Origin of the sequence: Apilactobacillus zhangqiuensis (genome assembly GCF_019656215.1) — a bacterium.
GTDB classification, from domain to species: Bacteria; Bacillota; Bacilli; order Lactobacillales; family Lactobacillaceae; genus Apilactobacillus; species Apilactobacillus zhangqiuensis.
Map to the genome: position 1 here is coordinate 87,357 of NZ_BPLK01000003.1, position 18,408 is coordinate 105,764.

Annotated in this window: 18 protein-coding genes and 1 other RNA gene; 6 read left to right on the forward strand and 13 right to left on the reverse strand. The window is 34.1% G+C overall.

All coding sequences use genetic code 11. The annotated features are described in order from the left end of the window. Nucleotide 1: 1 nt before the first annotated feature. The 5 genes from pyrR to K5Q07_RS03120 are packed head-to-tail and all read right to left on the reverse strand — an operon-like array spanning nucleotide 2 to nucleotide 3,987. The gene (pyrR, locus tag K5Q07_RS03100; RefSeq protein ID WP_054606527.1) at nucleotides 2-529 is read right to left on the reverse strand and encodes a bifunctional pyr operon transcriptional regulator/uracil phosphoribosyltransferase PyrR; all 528 of its coding nucleotides are present in this window, start codon (nucleotides 527-529) and stop codon (nucleotides 2-4) included. A gap of 11 nt (nucleotides 530-540) precedes the next feature. Next, nucleotides 541-1,458: an RluA family pseudouridine synthase gene (locus K5Q07_RS03105; protein ID WP_220729879.1), complete on the reverse strand. Its 918-nt coding sequence runs from the start codon at nucleotides 1,456-1,458 to the stop codon at nucleotides 541-543. Continuing rightward, nucleotides 1,454-1,906 carry a signal peptidase II gene (lspA, locus tag K5Q07_RS03110; RefSeq protein WP_373310028.1) on the reverse strand — a complete coding sequence of 151 codons (453 nt, stop codon included), beginning with the start codon at nucleotides 1,904-1,906 and terminating at the stop codon, nucleotides 1,454-1,456. The genes K5Q07_RS03105 and lspA overlap by 5 nt, the downstream gene beginning before the upstream one ends. 12 nt (nucleotides 1,907-1,918) lie before the next feature. Beyond that, the gene (locus K5Q07_RS03115) at nucleotides 1,919-3,574 is read right to left on the reverse strand and encodes a formate--tetrahydrofolate ligase (RefSeq protein WP_220729545.1); all 1,656 of its coding nucleotides are present in this window, start codon (nucleotides 3,572-3,574) and stop codon (nucleotides 1,919-1,921) included. Between the two features lie 29 nt (nucleotides 3,575-3,603). Continuing rightward, nucleotides 3,604-3,987: an EbsA family protein gene (locus K5Q07_RS03120; protein ID WP_054606531.1), complete on the reverse strand. Its 384-nt coding sequence runs from the start codon at nucleotides 3,985-3,987 to the stop codon at nucleotides 3,604-3,606. A gap of 31 nt (nucleotides 3,988-4,018) precedes the next feature. Between K5Q07_RS03120 and K5Q07_RS03125 the strand changes: the two genes are divergently transcribed. Next, nucleotides 4,019-4,408, forward strand: a complete 390-nt coding sequence (locus K5Q07_RS03125; protein ID WP_220729546.1) for a ribonuclease HI family protein — start codon at nucleotides 4,019-4,021, stop codon at nucleotides 4,406-4,408. Here K5Q07_RS03125 and K5Q07_RS03130 read toward each other — a convergent pair. The 5 genes from K5Q07_RS03130 to K5Q07_RS03150 form a co-directional block, all read right to left on the reverse strand. Next, nucleotides 4,397-5,521: an NAD(P)/FAD-dependent oxidoreductase gene (locus K5Q07_RS03130; RefSeq protein ID WP_220729547.1), complete on the reverse strand. Its 1,125-nt coding sequence runs from the start codon at nucleotides 5,519-5,521 to the stop codon at nucleotides 4,397-4,399. The genes K5Q07_RS03125 and K5Q07_RS03130 overlap by 12 nt on opposite strands. A gap of 12 nt (nucleotides 5,522-5,533) precedes the next feature. Then, complete coding sequence (locus K5Q07_RS03135) at nucleotides 5,534-6,667, reverse strand: THUMP domain-containing class I SAM-dependent RNA methyltransferase (RefSeq protein ID WP_220729549.1); 1,134 nt, start codon at nucleotides 6,665-6,667, stop codon at nucleotides 5,534-5,536. 85 nt (nucleotides 6,668-6,752) lie between these two features. Beyond that, nucleotides 6,753-7,128: RNase P RNA component class B (gene rnpB, locus K5Q07_RS03140), an RNA gene on the reverse strand. A gap of 18 nt (nucleotides 7,129-7,146) precedes the next feature. Further along, nucleotides 7,147-7,533 carry a cell division regulator GpsB gene (gene gpsB, locus K5Q07_RS03145; RefSeq protein WP_054606535.1) on the reverse strand — a complete coding sequence of 129 codons (387 nt, stop codon included), beginning with the start codon at nucleotides 7,531-7,533 and terminating at the stop codon, nucleotides 7,147-7,149. Between the two features lie 69 nt (nucleotides 7,534-7,602). After that, complete coding sequence (locus K5Q07_RS03150) at nucleotides 7,603-8,169, reverse strand: SLOG family protein (protein WP_220729882.1); 567 nt, start codon at nucleotides 8,167-8,169, stop codon at nucleotides 7,603-7,605. Nucleotides 8,170-8,269: 100 nt separating this feature from the next. On the opposite strand from K5Q07_RS03150, the gene recU reads away from it, so the two are divergent. Together recU and K5Q07_RS03160 are read left to right on the forward strand one after the other, a co-directional pair. Continuing rightward, nucleotides 8,270-8,881: a Holliday junction resolvase RecU gene (gene recU / locus K5Q07_RS03155; protein WP_220729551.1), complete on the forward strand. Its 612-nt coding sequence runs from the start codon at nucleotides 8,270-8,272 to the stop codon at nucleotides 8,879-8,881. Between the two features lie 19 nt (nucleotides 8,882-8,900). Next, a complete protein-coding gene (locus K5Q07_RS03160) occupies nucleotides 8,901-11,210 on the forward strand; it encodes a PBP1A family penicillin-binding protein (protein WP_220729553.1) in 2,310 nt (769 codons plus the stop codon). 54 nt (nucleotides 11,211-11,264) lie between these two features. On the opposite strand, the gene K5Q07_RS03165 is transcribed toward K5Q07_RS03160, so the two are convergent. Genes K5Q07_RS03165 through K5Q07_RS03175 form a run of 3 tightly spaced genes read right to left on the reverse strand, consistent with a single transcriptional unit; the run spans nucleotide 11,265 to nucleotide 15,244 of the window. Continuing rightward, on the reverse strand, nucleotides 11,265-11,999 hold the full coding sequence (locus K5Q07_RS03165) for a DnaD domain-containing protein (protein ID WP_220729555.1): 735 nt from the start codon (nucleotides 11,997-11,999) through the stop codon (nucleotides 11,265-11,267). Between the two features lie 20 nt (nucleotides 12,000-12,019). Further along, nucleotides 12,020-12,523, reverse strand: coding sequence for a cell wall elongation regulator TseB-like domain-containing protein (locus K5Q07_RS03170; RefSeq protein WP_220729557.1), 504 nt, complete (start codon nucleotides 12,521-12,523; stop codon nucleotides 12,020-12,022). Between the two features lie 12 nt (nucleotides 12,524-12,535). Further along, nucleotides 12,536-15,244, reverse strand: a complete 2,709-nt coding sequence (locus K5Q07_RS03175) for an exonuclease domain-containing protein (RefSeq protein WP_220729559.1) — start codon at nucleotides 15,242-15,244, stop codon at nucleotides 12,536-12,538. Nucleotides 15,245-15,403: 159 nt separating this feature from the next. On the opposite strand from K5Q07_RS03175, the gene mvk reads away from it, so the two are divergent. From mvk to K5Q07_RS03190, 3 genes are read left to right on the forward strand one after another with little or no spacing between them, the layout of a single operon-like run. Continuing rightward, the gene (mvk, locus tag K5Q07_RS03180) at nucleotides 15,404-16,333 is read left to right on the forward strand and encodes a mevalonate kinase (protein WP_285289180.1); all 930 of its coding nucleotides are present in this window, start codon (nucleotides 15,404-15,406) and stop codon (nucleotides 16,331-16,333) included. 19 nt (nucleotides 16,334-16,352) lie between these two features. Beyond that, entirely contained in the window at nucleotides 16,353-17,321 is a 969-nt protein-coding gene (gene mvaD / locus K5Q07_RS03185) for a diphosphomevalonate decarboxylase (RefSeq protein WP_220729563.1), read from the forward strand. 21 nt (nucleotides 17,322-17,342) lie between these two features. Beyond that, the gene (locus K5Q07_RS03190) at nucleotides 17,343-18,407 is read left to right on the forward strand and encodes a phosphomevalonate kinase (RefSeq protein ID WP_220729565.1); all 1,065 of its coding nucleotides are present in this window, start codon (nucleotides 17,343-17,345) and stop codon (nucleotides 18,405-18,407) included. Nucleotide 18,408 lies beyond the last annotated feature (1 nt).

Sequence of the window (18,408 nt, forward strand, 5' to 3'; positions counted from 1 at the left end):
GTTACTTTTCATCAATTTCAACAGAATCTTGATCATCGATTTCGTCAACTTGAACGTTGATGATTTCTTGTTTTGATGTTGGAATGTTCTTACCAACAAAGTCGGCTCTAATAGGTAATTCACGATGTCCACGGTCAACTAAAACCGCTAATCTGATGTTCTTGGGACGACCTAATTCAGCGATTGCTGATAAGGCAGCGTTAATGGTTCTACCTGTAAATAGGACATCATCAACTAAGATAATGTTCTTGTCTTTCAATGAAACAGCTTCGTCAGAAAGAACGGCAGGTTCATTGTCTGTATGTTTAATGTCATCACGATATTTTGTAACGTCGATTCCAACTACTGGAACTTCTTTATTTTCAAGTTTTTGTAAACGGTTAGCAATACGTTTAGCAAGGTAAATACCACGAGTCTTAATACCGACTAATACTAAGTTATTTACCCCTTTGTTCTTTTCAATAATTTCGTAAGTAATACGAGTTAACGCTCTTTGCATGGCCATTTTATCAACAACGACTTTGCTCATGATAAATCCTCCTATTTTTGATTGTACTTATTTCTTAATTTAGTAATTGTTTGTTCAAAAATTTCTGGTAATGGTGTTTCAAAAATCATCTCTTCATTCGTCTTTGGATGAACAAATCCTAATTTCTCAGCATGTAAGAATTGGCCATTACCCTTTAATGTATTCTTTGGTCCATATAGAGGATCTCCAGCAAGTGGATGTCCAATGTACTTCATATGCACTCTAATTTGATGAGTACGACCGGTTTCTAATACACATGATACAAGTGTATATTCACCGCCAAATCGTTCTAACACCTTGAAATGAGTAACGGCATTTTTACCATCATCTACAATCGCCTGTTTTTTACGATCTTTTTTAGACCTACCAATTGGTGCATTAATAACACCGCTATTTTCCTTAATATTTCCGTGTACCAAAGCAATATATTCACGAATGTTTGACTTATCTTTTAATTGTTTAGATAAAGATTCGTGAGCGTAATTGTTTTTAGCAACCATCAATAAACCGGATGTATCCTTATCAATTCTGTGTACGATTCCTGGTCGATAGGTACCATTAATTGTTGAAAGTGGAGAATGATAAAGTAATGCATTCACTAATGTATGATCAGGATGTCCTGGAGATGGATGGACGACCATTCCTTGTGGTTTATTTACGACAATTACGTCATCATCCTCGTACACAATGTCTAAATCGATGTTTTCAGGTTCGACATTCATGGTCTCTGGTTCAGGAATGGATACCTGAATTACTTCACCATCTTTAACATCATATTTTGCCTTTTTCTTTTGCCCATCTACTAGGACTAATCCATCTTCAATCAAACTCTTGGCTCTAGAACGACTCAAGTCATCAACGTTTTCAGTTAATGACTTATCAAGACGAACATTACCTTTTGTGACTGTGTAAGTTACTGTATCTTTAATCTAAATCACCATCTCTTAAAATTGCAAAAAATAACAAGATGATTCCTAATGTAATGCAGATATCTGCAAAATTAAACACTGGGAAATTAATAAAATCAACTTGGAACATATCAACTACATATCCTTGTAAGAAACGGTTAATGAAGTTTCCTAAAATTCCAGCTAATAAGATTGTTGTACTTGTTAAATAAAGCTTTCTACCCTTTAATTTTATCATAAAATAGACAATCGCTACGACTGCTACAAGCGTAATGATAGAGAACAACCATTGTTGTCCTTCTAAGATGCTCCATGCAGCACCACTGTTATGCAAATTAGTAATTGATAATACTCCAGGGATGATTGTTGTACTAGTTGTTTCTGAAATGTTCGCAGAAATCCAAATCTTTATTACTTGATCAATTCCAACAAGAGCACAAAGGCTAATTAATATATATACAATTGGCATTGAAAAACTCCTTTAGAATAGTCCTGTAATCTTACCATCATTATCAATATCCATGTCTAAAGCTGCAGGATGTGATGGTAAACCAGGCATTGTTAGAATCTTACCAGTTAAGACAACAATGAAACCAGCACCTAATTTAGGTTGGATGTCAGAAACGTTAATTGAAAAGTCAGTTGGTGCACCAAGTTCTTTTGCATTGTCAGTAAATGAGTATTGAGTCTTGGCAACACAGATTGGTAATTTGTCCCAACCATTTTTAACTAGTTTCTTTAATTGTGTCTTAGCTTTATTACTTAAAATAACACCATTTCCACCATAGATTTTTGTAACGATGGCATTTAATTTATCCATAAATTCATCATCGTTACTGTATAGTGGCTTGAATTCTTGGTCATTGTCGCAAGCGTCTACTAATTCTTCTGCTAAATCAATTGCACCTGCTCCACCATTTTCCCAAACAGTTGTGTTGAAAGGCTTTACACCTTGCTCTTTGATGTAATCGTTTAGTGCGTCAATTTCTTTTTCAGTATCACTAGTAAATTCGTTTACAGCAACGACAACCGGCTTATTGTATTGCTTCATGTTAGCAATATGTCTACCTAAGTTTTTAGCACCCTTTAATAATGCATCAACATTTTCTTGATTTAAATCATTCTTGTTGACCCCACCGTTAAGTTTCAATGCCCTAACTGTAGCCACGATTACGATTGCATCTGGGCGTTTGCCTAACTTGTCAGATGTGATATCTAGGAACTTTTCTCCACCTAAATCCGCACCAAAACCAGCTTCGGTGATTGCGTAATCAGCGTGTTGAATTGCTGCCTTAGTGGCTAAAATACTGTTACATCCGTGAGCAATGTTAGCGAAAGGTCCACCATGAATGAATGCGGGAGTGTGTTCTAGGGTTTGCACTAGGTTTGGTTTAATTGCATCCTTTAATAGTAAAGCCAATGCACCAGTAACTCCTAAGTCACTTACAGTAATTGGTTGTCTGTCATAGTTGTAGCCAATTAGGATTTTACCCAATTTTTCTTTTAAGTCGTTTAGGTCTTCACTTAAACACAATACTGCCATGATTTCACTTGCGACAGTAATATCAAAACCGTCTTCACGAGGTACGCCTGATGTGCGTCCTCCCAATCCGACGATGACGTTTCTTAATTCTCGGTCGTTGATGTCAACGACTCTCTTCCATGTGATTGTTCTAGGATCAATGTTTAATTTGTTACCATGATGAATGTGGTTATCAATTAATGCTGATAATGTATCATGTGCTTCTGTAATAGCTGGAAAATCACCAGTGAAGAATAGGTTAATATCTTCCATTGGTGCTACTTGAGCATATCCACCACCAGTAGCTCCACCTTTAATTCCCATAACAGGTCCAAGTGATGGTTCTCTTAAAGCAATAGCTACTGATTTATTAATTCTGTGGAATGCATCACCCAAACCAATTGTTAGAGTGGTCTTTCCTTCTCCAGCAGCAGTTGGATTAATAGATGTAACTAAAATCAGTTTACCGTTTTTTGAACCAGCGAATGGTAAGTTGATTTTTGCTTTGTATTTACCATAAGGATCCATTTGATCATCACTTATATTTAAACTTGAAGCAATTTCGCTAATGTTTTTTAAAGCAGCTGATTGTGAAATTTCAATATCTGTTTTCATGGTAAGAACATCTCCTAGATTTATGTAATTTATTTTTTAAGCAAGTTGCTTAGCTCAATTATTGAATTGACAGGTAATAGCATGCGATAGTGCTTGTTGTTAATTTCAATATCAGCTGTACGCTTAGTGAAACTAACGTTATCAATATCTTTAATATCTGCTTCCAACCATTTTGGATTCATTAGCTTACTTACTGTTATTTTATCATCTTCGATAGTAATTCTTCTAAAAAGAATTTGAAAAATAGTAAATAAGAAGAATACTAAAAAGAAAAAGATTGTAATCCATTGAATCACTGTTACTTCAAGCCAGAAAATAATACCAATAAATAGAAGTGCAAAAGTCCATGCCCAAGTAATTACGGTATATAAAGGCTCTGGCTGGTATAAAAATGTTCGTTTTTGGGTTATCATTAAGTAAAACCTTCCTTTGGAGAATTAGATTATGTTTAAATTATACACTGATGCGGCTACTATGCACAATTCTGGTGACAGTTCTTGTGGAATTTTAATTGTGCATGATAGTGAACAATACCAACAAAAACTTAAATTAACTTCAAAAAACAATCATGAAGCGGAGTTTGAAGCATGTTTACTCGGTTTTAAGGCCATTTCGTCATTAACTAATAAAGACTCAATTATTGTTTATTATACGGATAGTAAAATTGTTCGTGAGAGCTTAGAAAAACAATACGCAAAACACTATCAAGAATATGTTGATCAAATTATCGAAGAACAAGCTAAATACAGCATGGTAATCAATAATTGGATTCCAGATACAAAAAATGAAGGTGCCCATAATCTTGCGACACAGGCCCTTCACTTATTTTACTAATTTAATATAATTTTCAATTGGTTTGCGATATTCATCAATATCATAATCGACTTTATCAGCAATCATTTCTGCTAAAATTTTACCTACTAAAGGTCCGGTTGTTAAACCAGATGATCCTAGTCCACTTCCGACTAGGATTTTTTCATATCCGGGGATGCGACCAAAGAATGGAGCAAAATCGGATGTGTATGCTCTGGTTCCAATCTTAACTCTAATTAGGTTTTCCGCATTTATCTGACTAGACATGCTGTGAGCACTGTTTAAAAGATCATCGATAACATCTGCATCAGCTGACAAATCAAAACCCTTATCATCTTCATGACTAGCTCCCACAATTAAACGTCCATTGCCTAATGGGATGAAATCAGATTCTCCCTCAGGCATTACAACCGGCATATCCACGTTAGCACCAAGAATTTGAGTGGTAGATAATTCGATTAATTGTCCCTTTTGTGGTCTAACATCAACATCCAAAGGAAGTTCTTTTAAAATATCCTTTGTCCAGGCACCAGTCGCTAGGATAATGTCATCAAATTGCATTTCTTGACCATCAAATTCAATATTACCTTCTTTATTGATAGATATTGTTTGATTAATTACCGTCAAATTTTTGCGTTTTGCTATTTTAGTTAAGTGACTAGAGTATTTATCACCATTTAATCTAGCACCACCCGAAACGAATACACCAGGATATGAGCTATCGATAATTGGAACGAATCTCATTACCTCATCAACGGTCAGTTCTTTGATTTCTCCGATAGTATCGGTTTCTTCTTTGCGTTCTTCAGCTAATTGATAAAGTTCCTTTAGCTTTGTGGCATCATCTCTAGTAATGATGGTTCCACATTGATTATAAATGCTTTCAGGCATCTCAGATTGCTTTGAAATTTGTTTTAACAATGTTGCTCCGTCACGAGCTAAGTTATACCATTTCTTGTTTCTTCTTTTTGATAACCATGGAGAAATAATTCCGGCAGCAGCTTTAGTTGCCTGACCATTACCATCATCAAACATGGTTACATCGAAATCATTACCAGAATCTAGTTGGCTTAGGAAGTAAGCAGCTGTTGATCCAACGATTCCACCACCGATAATTGCTATTTTCTTGGTCAATATATACACCCTTTATTTTCTAATCTTTTTACCCCAGAACTGGAAATAATCGGTTCTCAAGTAACCGTTATATAGTTTACGAGTCTTAGTTGGGGCTTGTCCGTAGAACTTATCAAATTCTAAATCAGAAGTTAGGAAGTACTTAGACCAACTAGTCATTGGCTTAAATACTCGGCCTAAACCTTTATATAACTTACGAACTTCTTTTTTGTAGCTTAGACGTTCACCATATGGTGGGTTAGATACAACTACACCATTGATTTTATCAGTCTTAAAGTCTAGCACAGATAATTGTTTAAACTTGATGTCATGTAGTAATCCCACTTCTTGAGCGTTAACTTTAGCAATATCAATCATGTTTCCATCAACATCAGATGCCATGATGTCTAATTCTTTATCGTAGTCTGCTTTTTCATCAGCTTTATTTCTAACGTCTTCGACAATTTTTTCATCAACCCAATCCCACTTCTCGCATGAGAATTCACGGTTGAATCCAGGTGCAATATTTCTAGCAATCATTGCAGCTTCGATTGGAATAGTTCCTGAACCACACATTGGATCTAAGAAAGGCATGTCTGGGTACCAACTAGTAAGCATAATTAAGGCAGCAGCCATGTTTTCCTTGATTGGTGCAGGACCTTTTGCAACACGATATCCACGTTTAAATAAACTTTCACCCGTTGTGTCTAAAGTTACCATAACATGATCTTTGTTAATTCTAGTTTCTAGCTTGTAAAGTTGACCAGTTTCTGGAAGTCTTGTACGACGATGGTATGTTTCATTTAACTTGTTAACTACAGCTTTTTTAGCGATTGCTTGAACGTCCGGAACACTGTGTAAAGCAGAGTTGTGTGAACGACCATTCATCGGAAATTGGGCATCCATTGGTAACAATTCGTCCCAAGGAAGTGCTTTAACATTTTGGAACAAGTCTTCGAATGTTTTGGCTTCAAATTCACCTACGATGATTTCAACACGGTCGGCAGTTCTTAACCAAAGGTTAGTATTGATGATATCTTCAATTGTTCCTTCAAATCTAACTCTTCCGTTTTCAACTTGTGCTTCATAACCTAAGTCACGAAGTTCTCTACCAACTAAAGCTTCAATTCCGGCGGCACATGTGGCCATTAATTTAAAAGTTTTCATTTAATTCATCCTTTTTATGAATTATTTATTTTCAATAAAAAAAGGGAGGAAGAAAACTTCCACCCTTTTCCTGAATGGTGTACATTCCTGTAAGCCATGTTTTGTGCTTTATATTTAAGTCAGGCCTTTAAATATAAAGTAGTAATCATCTATCTGAGAAATAAATTTCTCCCCCACACTTGGTTCAATTTCCGTGTGTGAAGCTCCCCTACCAAAGTTTGGGTTTCCCGCTCGCGGGGTTTACCGCGTTCCACCAGTATCGTTTCCGATCCTGTATCGTCACTGTGGCACTTTCAGAAGTACTAGAGCATAGCAGAACCTTAGCTCGTTTCTTCGCCATTACTACAAATTGTAGTCCCCCGGCTTATTTTTTCACCGAGCACGAACACTACAAGCATCGCAGCTTGTGCGAGAGTGGACTTTCCTCAGCCAACATAAGTTGACCGCGATTACTCAGAACATACACCAGTTATTAACGATTAATATCTGTCGATGCTACTTGGTCCTTCAGTAGAACCAAATACACGTTGTTCTAGGTTAGATACACGCTTTAAAAGTTCATTTTCAATGCGTGATCCGCCTAAATTGTCATGATTTGATGGTGCTGAATTTGAATCATTGAAATAACCAGATGGAGAAACGCTTGGTCCTGGTGTAACAGTACCAGCAGATTGCTTCAATCTTTGTACTTCCATTCTTAATTGATTGTTTTCATTTTCTAGACTATTGATTCGGTTATCGAATGCTTGGTAGTCTTTAATTATACCGTCCAAGAAAGTATCAACTTCATTTGGATCGTACCCTCTCATCTTTTGAGAAAAACTCTTTTCCAAGATGTCCTTAGGGGTAAATTGTATATTGTTCATTATTCACACCTCATATCATAAATAATCACGAACAAGTACTATTATACCAAAAACTTAAACATTTTCAATTTATTCATCAAAATTATTTAAATTATTTTGGTATTCGTTCGCGGCTTCTTGTAACTCTTCAAAATCAATTAAATGATAATCATAGTCATGTAATTCTGAAAATCTTTTAATCTGCTCATAATCATATTGTGTTTTACCAGGATTGTCAACATCATAGATTAGTAGAGCTCGATCGGTGTGGTTAAGCATAAAATCTTGGTATGCTCTTAATTGCATTGGCGATTTATATGGATCATTAGAAACGCTAGCAGAGAAGTCCACTTTATTAATGCTTTGTGATAATTTTATTTGATTTTGCTCGTTCCATTGATTACCAAACTCCTTAAATGGTAGCATCATAGAAATTTGAAATTCATCTGGATATTCCTCTTTTATCTGATCAGCAACTTCAACAGTCCACTGCTCAACACCCATCTGACCACCAGTTATTATCCAATCAACCCCATCTTCGATTGATTGTTTCAAGTTATTTTCGATTACGTTTTTAATTACTAGTTCTTTTGGATCCTTATCACCAAATACACCTAGTTCATAACTTCTGTATCCAGTCACCCAAAGTCTTGAGATATTAACACCTCCTACCTTATTATTAACTTTTCAATACTAATGGTATAATATCATTAATAAACTTACAGTAATAATTTATTATTTTTGAAAGGTGGTACACATGGCTATACGTTATCCAAATGGTAAAGCTTATAATACCGGCTTGGATAAAAAACATTCGTCCCCCAAGAGTAAATACGTAAAACCAACATTATATGGTGGTCGTGGAATGACTCTTGAAGAAGAATTAAATCGAAGCAATGAGTATTATTTAAGTAAAGATATTGCCGTAATACACAAAAAACCAACCCCTATTCAAATCGTTAAAGTTGATTACCCCAAAAGAAGTGCTGCTACAATCAAAGAAGCATATTTCCGTAAAGCATCTACTACCGATTATAATGGTGTATATAAGGGAAGATACATAGACTTTGATGCAAAGGAAACGAAAAATAAGACTTCGTTTCCCCTATCAAACTTCCATGAACATCAAGTAGAACACATGCGAAAATGCGTTAATAATGGTGGAATTTGTTTCGCAATTATCAAGTTTGTAGTACTAGATGAAGTTTATTTATTCAAAGCATCTGACCTCTTTTATTTCTGGGATAAACAAAATAATGGTGGAAAAAAATCCATAAAAAAGGATATAATTGAGGAACTTGGTTATAAAATTAATTATTCATTAAATCCCACGATACCTTATTTGGATGCCGTGGATGAATTAATATAGACCGTAAAGGAGAATAATAATGTCTCAAAATAATCCTAATTTGGGCAGTCGTGTCCAAAGAAACCAAAAGCAACATAAATCATCTAAGCACGCTACATGGATTAAAAAAGTCATTGTAGGTGGTTTAGGATTTATTTCATTGCTAATCGTACTTGGAAGCATCGTTTTTGCAATTTATGCTTCAAGCGCACCTGAAATTAGTTATCAATCCTTATCTAGTGATAACTCAACCAAGATTTATGATAAGTCTGGTCATGTTATTTCACGTTTAGGTGTCCAAGATCGAGATTATATTAAATCTGATAAGATTCCTAGCCAATTAAAGAATGCGATTGTTTCTATCGAAGATCGTCGTTTCTACAAGCATCATGGTGTTGACCCAATCAGAATCCTAGGAGCTTCATTATCCAATGTAACTTCTGGTTCTTTAAACCTTCAAGGTGGTTCTACTCTAACTCAACAATTAGTTAAGTTGTCAGTATTCTCAACTGCCGCTTCTGATAGAACCTTCAAACGAAAGGCTCAAGAAGCTTGGTTAGCACTAAAGATTGAACGCACATATTCAAAACAACAAATTCTAGAATTCTACATTAATAAGGTATACATGGGTAACAATGTATACGGTATGCAAACAGCTTCAGAATATTACTACGGTAAATCATTAAGTAAACTTTCAATTGGTCAAACTGCTTTATTAGCTGGTATGCCACAATCACCAAGTTACTACAACCCATATGTATATCCTCAATATGCAAAAGATAGAAGAAACGAAGTATTGAATGCGATGGCTTCTTACGGTGCAATCACCAAGAAACAAGCTGAAGAAGCTAAGAAGACAAGTATCAAGACTGGTTTAGTTAAGAGTCACAAGGATAATTCATTGGATTCTGTTAAAGAAAAATATGTTGATGCATATCTAAAACAAGTTATTCAAGAACTTAAGGCCAAGGGTTACAACACTCAATCCGGTTTGAAGGTTTACACTAACTTAGATTTATCAGCACAAAAGAAGCTTTACAATTTAGCAAACAATGATGCCTCCGTTGGATTCCCTAACAACACCATGCAAGTTGGTGCCACATTAGTTGATCCTAAGACTGGTGCTGTAAATGCCATGATTGGTAATAGAAAGACTGATATCCAATTAGGTTTAAATAGAGCCGTTCAAACTGATAGATCAAGTGGTTCTACTGCTAAGCCACTAATGGATTACGGCCCTGCAATTGAATATCTAAACTACCCTACTTATCAATTAGTTCACGATACTCCTTACACTTATGCTGGAACAAGCACAACACTAAAGGACTTTGATGGTAGATACGAAGGAACAATTTCAATGCATAAGGCATTGGTTGAATCAAGAAATATCCCAGCTATCAGAACTCTTGAAAACGTTGGTGTAAGTAAAGCAACAGACTTCTTAAATTCATTAGGAATGTCATTTAGCGACCCATTATCACTACAAAATGGTATTGGTTTATACATCTCAACAGAACAAGAAGCCGCAGCCTACTCAGCATTTGCTAATAATGGTGTTTACCACAAACCATATTTAATCAGTAAGGTTGTAACACCTGATGGTGAATCACACGACTTCAGTTCTGAAGGTTCACAAGTAATGAGCCCTGCTACTGCATTTATGATGACATCAATGCTAAAAGGTGTTATGAACCAATCAAACGGTTCTGGTACTGCAGCTTACATTCCTGGTTTATACCAAGCTGGTAAGACTGGTACTACTCAATACCCTGATAACACTTATAAGGGTTACCTACCTTCATATGCAGCAATGGATTCCTGGTTTACCGGATACACACAAAACTATGCCCTATCTGTTTGGACCGGATATGATCACCCGTATGAAACTGGAAATTATCTAACGGCTGAACAAACAGATATTGCACAAAGAATTTACAAGTATGAAATGCAATATATCTCTCAAAACCAAACTAACAACGATTGGGTAAAACCAAGTAATGTAACTGCTGTTAAGTCTGGTGGCCAAACTGAGTACTACAAGGATGGTTACTCATCTATCCAAGGTGATAGGACAACTGGTTACTCAGGTGGATCACTTTCATCAGTACTTGATAGTACTAAGAAGCAAACCAAGGATACTAAGTCAAACAAATCATCTGACGATGATGACGATAAGGATTCTCAAAAGGATAAGAACGAAGCTAAGAAGAGTTCTGGTTCAAATGGTAACAACAATGATTCAAACAAGAATCAACAAAACAACCAGAACCAAAACAATGATGGTAATAATTCAAACAATGCCAATAACAATAAGCAAAACAATAACGGCAATAACAACAACAAACATTAATTTATAGCTATAAAAAAGCACCTAGAATTTTCTAGGTGCTTTTTTATTTTGAACTTATTTATCAATTTTGAATAAAGGAATATCAGGCTTATTTTGTGTCCCCTTATCACTAAATTTAGCGTTCTTACTAAACTTTTGTTCATGTTGTCGACGATTACGTTCAACGTCAGCAGGCGTCTTTATATTGGCTTTTTCCCAGTTAACCAAAATTCTGTCCATATACTTCAAACTGTATACTTGATTTAGCACAGATTCTCTAAGGGCTAATTTAATCATTTGAGGGTCATATTGATCATCATTAATCCATTGATTAATGGTTTCAATTTCAATTGGAGATAAAGGACGACCGAATTCCGATTCAATTGAATTAAATACCTTCTTACGTTCAGATTCTGTGATTTCATTAGAACCAATGGTACCTTCAAAAGCATTATCTTCGATATCTTTTTCAGGTGTGTCTGAATCCAACTCAGATAATTTCTCATACATTAAAGAGAAGTCATAGACATCAAAAGATTGACCCTTTGAATTTGATAGTGTTTTAATTCGCATTAACTTTTTCTCTACTAGTTCATGCAAGACCTGATAAGCCTTCGCAGTTGAAAAACCGGTTGAGTTAGTAATGTCATTAATATCAGGGAAATAATTACCTATATCGATGTTCCTTTTAATTTGAAGATAAATCACCAGCTGATCACTAGTCATTCCTAATTTAGGATAATTCTTTAATAGATAATTAGAAATGGTGGTTTGACCGGATTGAAGTATCGTCTTTGCAAATTTATCCATTAAAACATACCTCTTTTTGTCTATACATTAGCGATAAATCTTAATACTTTACCCGTCTTGAAATCAATCACTGCATAGTTTAACTCGTTTTTAGAATTAAAGTAGCTAACTGTCCACGCAGGTTTTTCGTTAAAGATTGTTGGAGCAACACTAATTAATTTTGTAATTCTTTGCTTTTGATTAGCGATACTTTTAGCTTTGTTTGAAGAAATACCGTCCTTTACATTAGCGACATTAATGTTACCAGTCTTCTTTTCAATTATTACGTATTGCTTTTGATTGTCTTTGTTAGGACCTTCAATAGTGTAATAAGTTCGATTTAAATCAGACATGTAGAAGTGATCTACTGATTTAATACCAACCTTCTTTTCTGCCAATGTAGTAGCTTGATGCTTCGCAGATGAAAGTGGTTGTCTAGCCCATAGGAATAATCCTACGATTATTAAAAATAAAACCATAATGATTCCAATTAACCATTTAATAATTCTAAAGTAGTTAATCTTTTTAAAAAACGAAACACTCATTTTCTGACTCCCTTACACCTTTTTAAATTTTTCGATAATCTTTCTTTTATCAAGTAACTGTGGCTTGATATGACTTGGGATTAAGTCAATAAGATTACTGCCATATGGTCCTTCAATAACTTCTTTATCCCTTAGATAAATCAAACCATTTGATCCAGATAATTCTATCACATCTTTGATTGCATCCTTTATATTTAAGATACTTAATGGGATGGATAATCCATCATTAGGATTACCATGCTCATTATTAATTAAGTCATACTGTGCCTGTAGATATATATCATCAAATGAATCAATAGCCATTGAATCAATAATTAATGTATGGACAGGTTTATTTCTATTACGTAAAGACTTTAATAGATTGTTATCTCCAACAATTATGTTTTGAGAATCAACCACAATCTTCTTTACAATCTTGTCATCATTACCACTAAAGTCCTGACTTAAAATAACGTTATGTTCATTTACGTCAGATTCATATAATGTTTTAGCGATTTCTTTTACCCTTTGTTTTGAACGTGTAAGAATAAAGGAATTCCCCTCATTATACTTCATGATTTTTTCAATTGGCATAGGAATTTGAAGAGCTTCATCCAAAATAAGGCTCACTTGACCATTCAAGTCATTCTCATCTTCAAACTTAATCATTCTAGTATTTTGACGTTTTAATTCCAACTTATCATAGAAGTATTGAGAACGTTTTGATGAATAGATGGCACTGTCTAAGAAAATAATGCCATTAAAGTATTTATACAGTTCATTTGGCAGAATATTTTCATTTCTGACTAAACCACCGTATAATAAGCCATTTTCAACGTCCTTATCTTCATTAACATTAAATGCAAATATAAGTCGTTTACCTAACTTGGTTAGTTTAAATAAACGAACTATATTCTCATCTAGGAATGAGCAGTACTCCTCTAGTTTATCAAAGAATGCATACAAGATAGCTTTATCATGACCGTTAAAATGATTAATAGATCTTTTCATATCGTCTACTATATCTAAAATTGTTTGTTGATTTCTAGAGATAGAGTTAAATAATGATTTCTTGTTTAACACAAACGTCTTAAATCTCTCAATGTCAGGTTTAACGATATAGCCATCTACAGTTCGATTAAGCTTGCTCTTCGAATAAAAGGCATTAAGAAAATCATCCTTAATTGTTTCGAATTGATCGGTATTTTTAGCTAATAGGTTTTCAATTTTTTTCGCCATCACAGCTTGCTTCTTCGCCTTGCTAAAGATATCAAAAATATTTCGATTATGGGTTTGATACATTAAGTTGGTAACATGATTACAAATAATTTTGTTAGCACTTAGTTTAAATTGAATTCTGTAGTTATCTAGTGCATTATCACTTAACTTTCTAGAATCCTTAATTACCAAGTAAGGATTATTTTGATGCAATCTTTGAACATTTTGAAGTAAGTAATCATGAGATACCAATATAACGTTAGCATTTTGATAATCATGAGCTAACTTTTTAATGTAGTAACCTCGATTTTGTTCATCGCTAACCACATTTAAGAAATAGTTTTGATTATTATCCTTATCAAGTTTTAATTCGTTAATATCACCTGTTTTGGTGAATGTTAGCCAGATTAAAATCTTACATTTTAAGAACTCAGTATTTTTAGAGTTACTTACGACGTTTAAACTATCTGAAAACTTATCTAAATCAATGTAATCCGTTACCGGTCTTACAATCAGGCTTCGAAGACGATTAGATGTAATTTTGTTTATATTTTTTACCTGTGTAATTATTGAAGATTCAGCGTTAAAATCATCATCTCCAGCAATAACAATCTTTTGATCTTTCCTAATTAGATAGCTAAGCGGGAATAGATAACTAAAATCGTAATTGAATTCATTATTTTCCTCAATCAATAGATTATTACTTTCTGATTCTGAATGATAATTTCCATAAATGGAATTCATTAATTTATTCTCGGTATTATTAAATTGAGTTACCCCTTTAAACATCTTTGCTTTCTTACGTTTATTATTGGGATACTTCAATTCAACAAAATCACTATCAGTGTGATATTTAATCTTACGCACCTTTAAATTTTTAATATTCATAATCTTTGGGTTGTTGTCATTGCTTTTAAGATGATAAGCACGTTTGAACATGATTAAGGTATCCATTGGAAGGGATGGACTAATATTTAAAATCTGTTTAATTGTCTTTTTAGGCAGATTGTCTAATTGATGTAGTAAAATAATCAAAATTTTAGCGGTTGCTAAAGCATCACTACTTGATGAATGCGGATGATCATGAACTATGTTTAAGTTTCTGCTTAAATCAGTTAGTTTATAACTAGGTTCAGTCGGTAATAACAATTGACTTAACGTAACGGTATCAATTGCTTTGTTTGTTAATTCTTTATGATTTACCCTTTTTAATTCGAAATTTAAAAACGGGAAATCAAAATTGACGTTATGAGCAACAAAGACTGTTTTATCAAGCAGCTGATAAATCTTATCCGCTACTTCAGCAAAAGTTGGTGCATTAACGACTGTTTGGTTTGATATTCCAGTTAATTTTGTGATTTCAGTTGGAATACTAATTTCAGGATTAATAAATGAATTAAATGATCCAATGATTTTATTGTTTTGTACAAAAGTACAACTAAATTGGATTATTCGATTAGTATAGTTGGATTGACTACTACCAGTAGTTTCAATATCCACCACTGAAAAAATGGTATTACTCATGATTTCGTTCACCAATCTTTCAAAAAATACTTACCTTAATAATACTACATTTATGCTGTGTTTATCTATTGTTTACGAACACAAATATAAATATTTAAGTTATTTTTATTATGATGATTTTATGATAATATTAACATTAAGAGAAAGTGAGCGATAACATTGACAAATCAAGCAATTGGACATAGTCATGCCAAAATAATACTTATGGGAGAACACAGTGTAGTGTACGGTCAACCGGCCATTGCACTACCCGTTCCCAAAATTGACTTAAACGTTAGAATAATGGAAAAGCAAAATGGTATTTACATCAATAGTAAATACTTTATTGGTAACTTAAATAATGTCCCAAATGATCTTTTAGGAATTAAGAATTTAATTGATAGCACCCTTTCGAAACTTCATCATGAGGATGCTTCTTTTGAGATGATTATTGATAGTTCGATTCCTTCTGAGCGTGGGATGGGTTCTTCAGCTGCAACTTCTGTTGCAATCGTCAAAGCTTTGTTTCATTACTTTAACGCTAGTTATGATAAGGATTTATTGCTTGATTTAAGCAATGTTGAAGAAACAATCACGCATGGTAACCCTTCTGGATTAGATACAGCTACGGCTGGATCAGACAATCCAATCTGGTTTATCAGAAATGAAACACTAAACGAAATTAACTTTAATCTAAATGCAGTCCTAGTAATTGCTGATTCAGGAATTAAAGGAAGAACTGATATCGCAATTAACTATGTTAAACAACAGATAAATAACAATAAAGAAGACACCATGAAATCAATAAAACACATAGGTGACTTAGTTACTCGTGCCAAGTTTGATATCGAAAATGACAACCCTATCGAATTAGGTAAATTAATGACTAAAAATCAAAAAGAATTAAAGAAATTAAAAGTAAGTAACGATAAGATTGATGAATTAGTTGAAATCGCAAACAGAAACGGTTCCCTTGGTACTAAACTAACTGGTAGCGGACTTGGTGGATGCATTATCGCTTTAGCTAGAAACATCAATGAAGCACAAAGCATTGAAAATGCGTTACTAAAAGCTGGTGCGTTAGACACTTGGATTCAACCTTTTAAATAAACTCGGAGGAATATATAAGATGTTGGGTGAAAAAATTACCGCAAGAGCACACACAAATATCGCTTTAGTTAAGTACTGGGGTAAAGAAAATGAGCAATTAATTATTCCCGCAAATAGTAGCCTATCACTAACACTTGATGAATTTTATACCGACACGAGTGTGCAATTTGATGAATCTCTTAATTCTGATGAGGTAACACTTAATGGAAACCATGTTGAAGATAATAAAATTACTGATTTTATGGACGTGATTAGAGAAAAAGCAAACATTCATACATTTGCGAGAATTGAATCGACAAATCATGTCCCTACTTCAGCTGGATTAGCATCTTCTGCTTCCGCATATGCTGCACTAGCAGCTGCTGGTAGCAAAGCTGCTGGTATTGATTTAAATAAAAAAGAATTATCTCGATTAGCAAGACGTGGTTCTGGTTCAGCAACTCGATCAATATTTGGTGGATTTGCAGCATGGAATAAGGGAACTAATGATGAAACATCTTACGGATACAGTATTGAAGATCCTGTAAAAATGGATGTTAACATGATTGCAATTATTTTAAATAATCAACCCAAGAAAATTAGTAGCCGCAAAGGTATGAAAATTTCGATTGAAACCTCCCCTTATTACCAAAGTTGGATTGAACAAACAAAGTCAGATTTTAAAACCATTAAAAAAGCGATTGAAAACAAAGATTTTACCACTCTTGGTAAAACTGCAGAACTAAATGCTATGAGAATGCATTCATTAACATTAAGCTCTGACCCATCATATTTATACATAAATGCAGATAGTCTCGAAGTGATTAATATGGTCAAGGAACTTAGAAAAAATGGCGTTGAATGCTATTACACTATGGATGCTGGTCCAAACGTTAAAATCATTTGTCAAAGCGATAATATTAAATCAATTACCGATAAATTATCTGATAAATTCGATAATGATCGAATCAAAGTATCTGGACCTGGTGAAGGAATAAAGTATCTATAAAATCGAAAGGACTAATTTAAAATGATTTCTGTAAAAGCACCCGGAAAACTATATATTGCTGGTGAATACGCTGTTGTCGAGAATGGATATCCAGCTATCATTGTTGCAATTGATCAATATATTACAGCCAATATTAGTGAATCCGAAAGTAATGTTGGTGTTATCCATTCAAAGCAATACGAAGATGAAAGAATTGAATGGATTTACGAAAATAATCAAATCAAAATCCTAAACGATAGTAGTTCTTTCAACTATGTCATTTCAGCAATGAAAACATTTGAAAAATATATCGAAGAATTAAACATAAGTCATAGAGTATATAACATTGATATCGATAGCAATTTAAATAGTGAAGACGGTAAGAAATATGGATTGGGCTCATCTGCTGCTGTCACCGTCGCCACAATCAAGGCACTAAATGAGTTGTATGATTTAAGATTAAGTAAAATCAAGATATTCAAATTAGCTTCTATCGCCCATTTAAGTATTCAAGGTAATGGTTCATTGGGTGATGTCGCTGCAAGTAGTTTTGGTGGTTGGATTGCCTATAGTTCATTTGATAAACGATGGTTAGATAATCAAACCAATCTAAAAGATGTAATGGAACAAAGCTGGCCTCACTTAATGATTGAACCACTTACCCCTCCTTCTGATTTGGAATTACTAATCGGTTGGACAGGAACTCCTGCCTCAACTTCTAACTTACTTAAAAGTGTTCAATCATCATCAAATGTCGATCGATATAAACAATTCTTGAGTAAGAGTAAACGATGCATTAATAAAATGATTAGTGGATTTAAAGACAAAGATATCAGTGTAATTAAAAACCAAATCAAAGAAAATAGAAATATCATTATAGAATTAGCTAGTTTTACTGGCATCGACATAGAAACACACAAGTTAAAACGACTATGTGAAATTGCTGAAGAATATGATGGTTCCGGAAAATCTTCAGGTGCTGGTGGTGGAGATTGTGGGATTGCCATCGTAGAAAAACAGTCTCCCATTAAAGATATCGAATCCAAATGGACTCAAAACGGTATCGTCCCACTTCACTTAAACATCTACTCAGAACAGGAGGCATAAT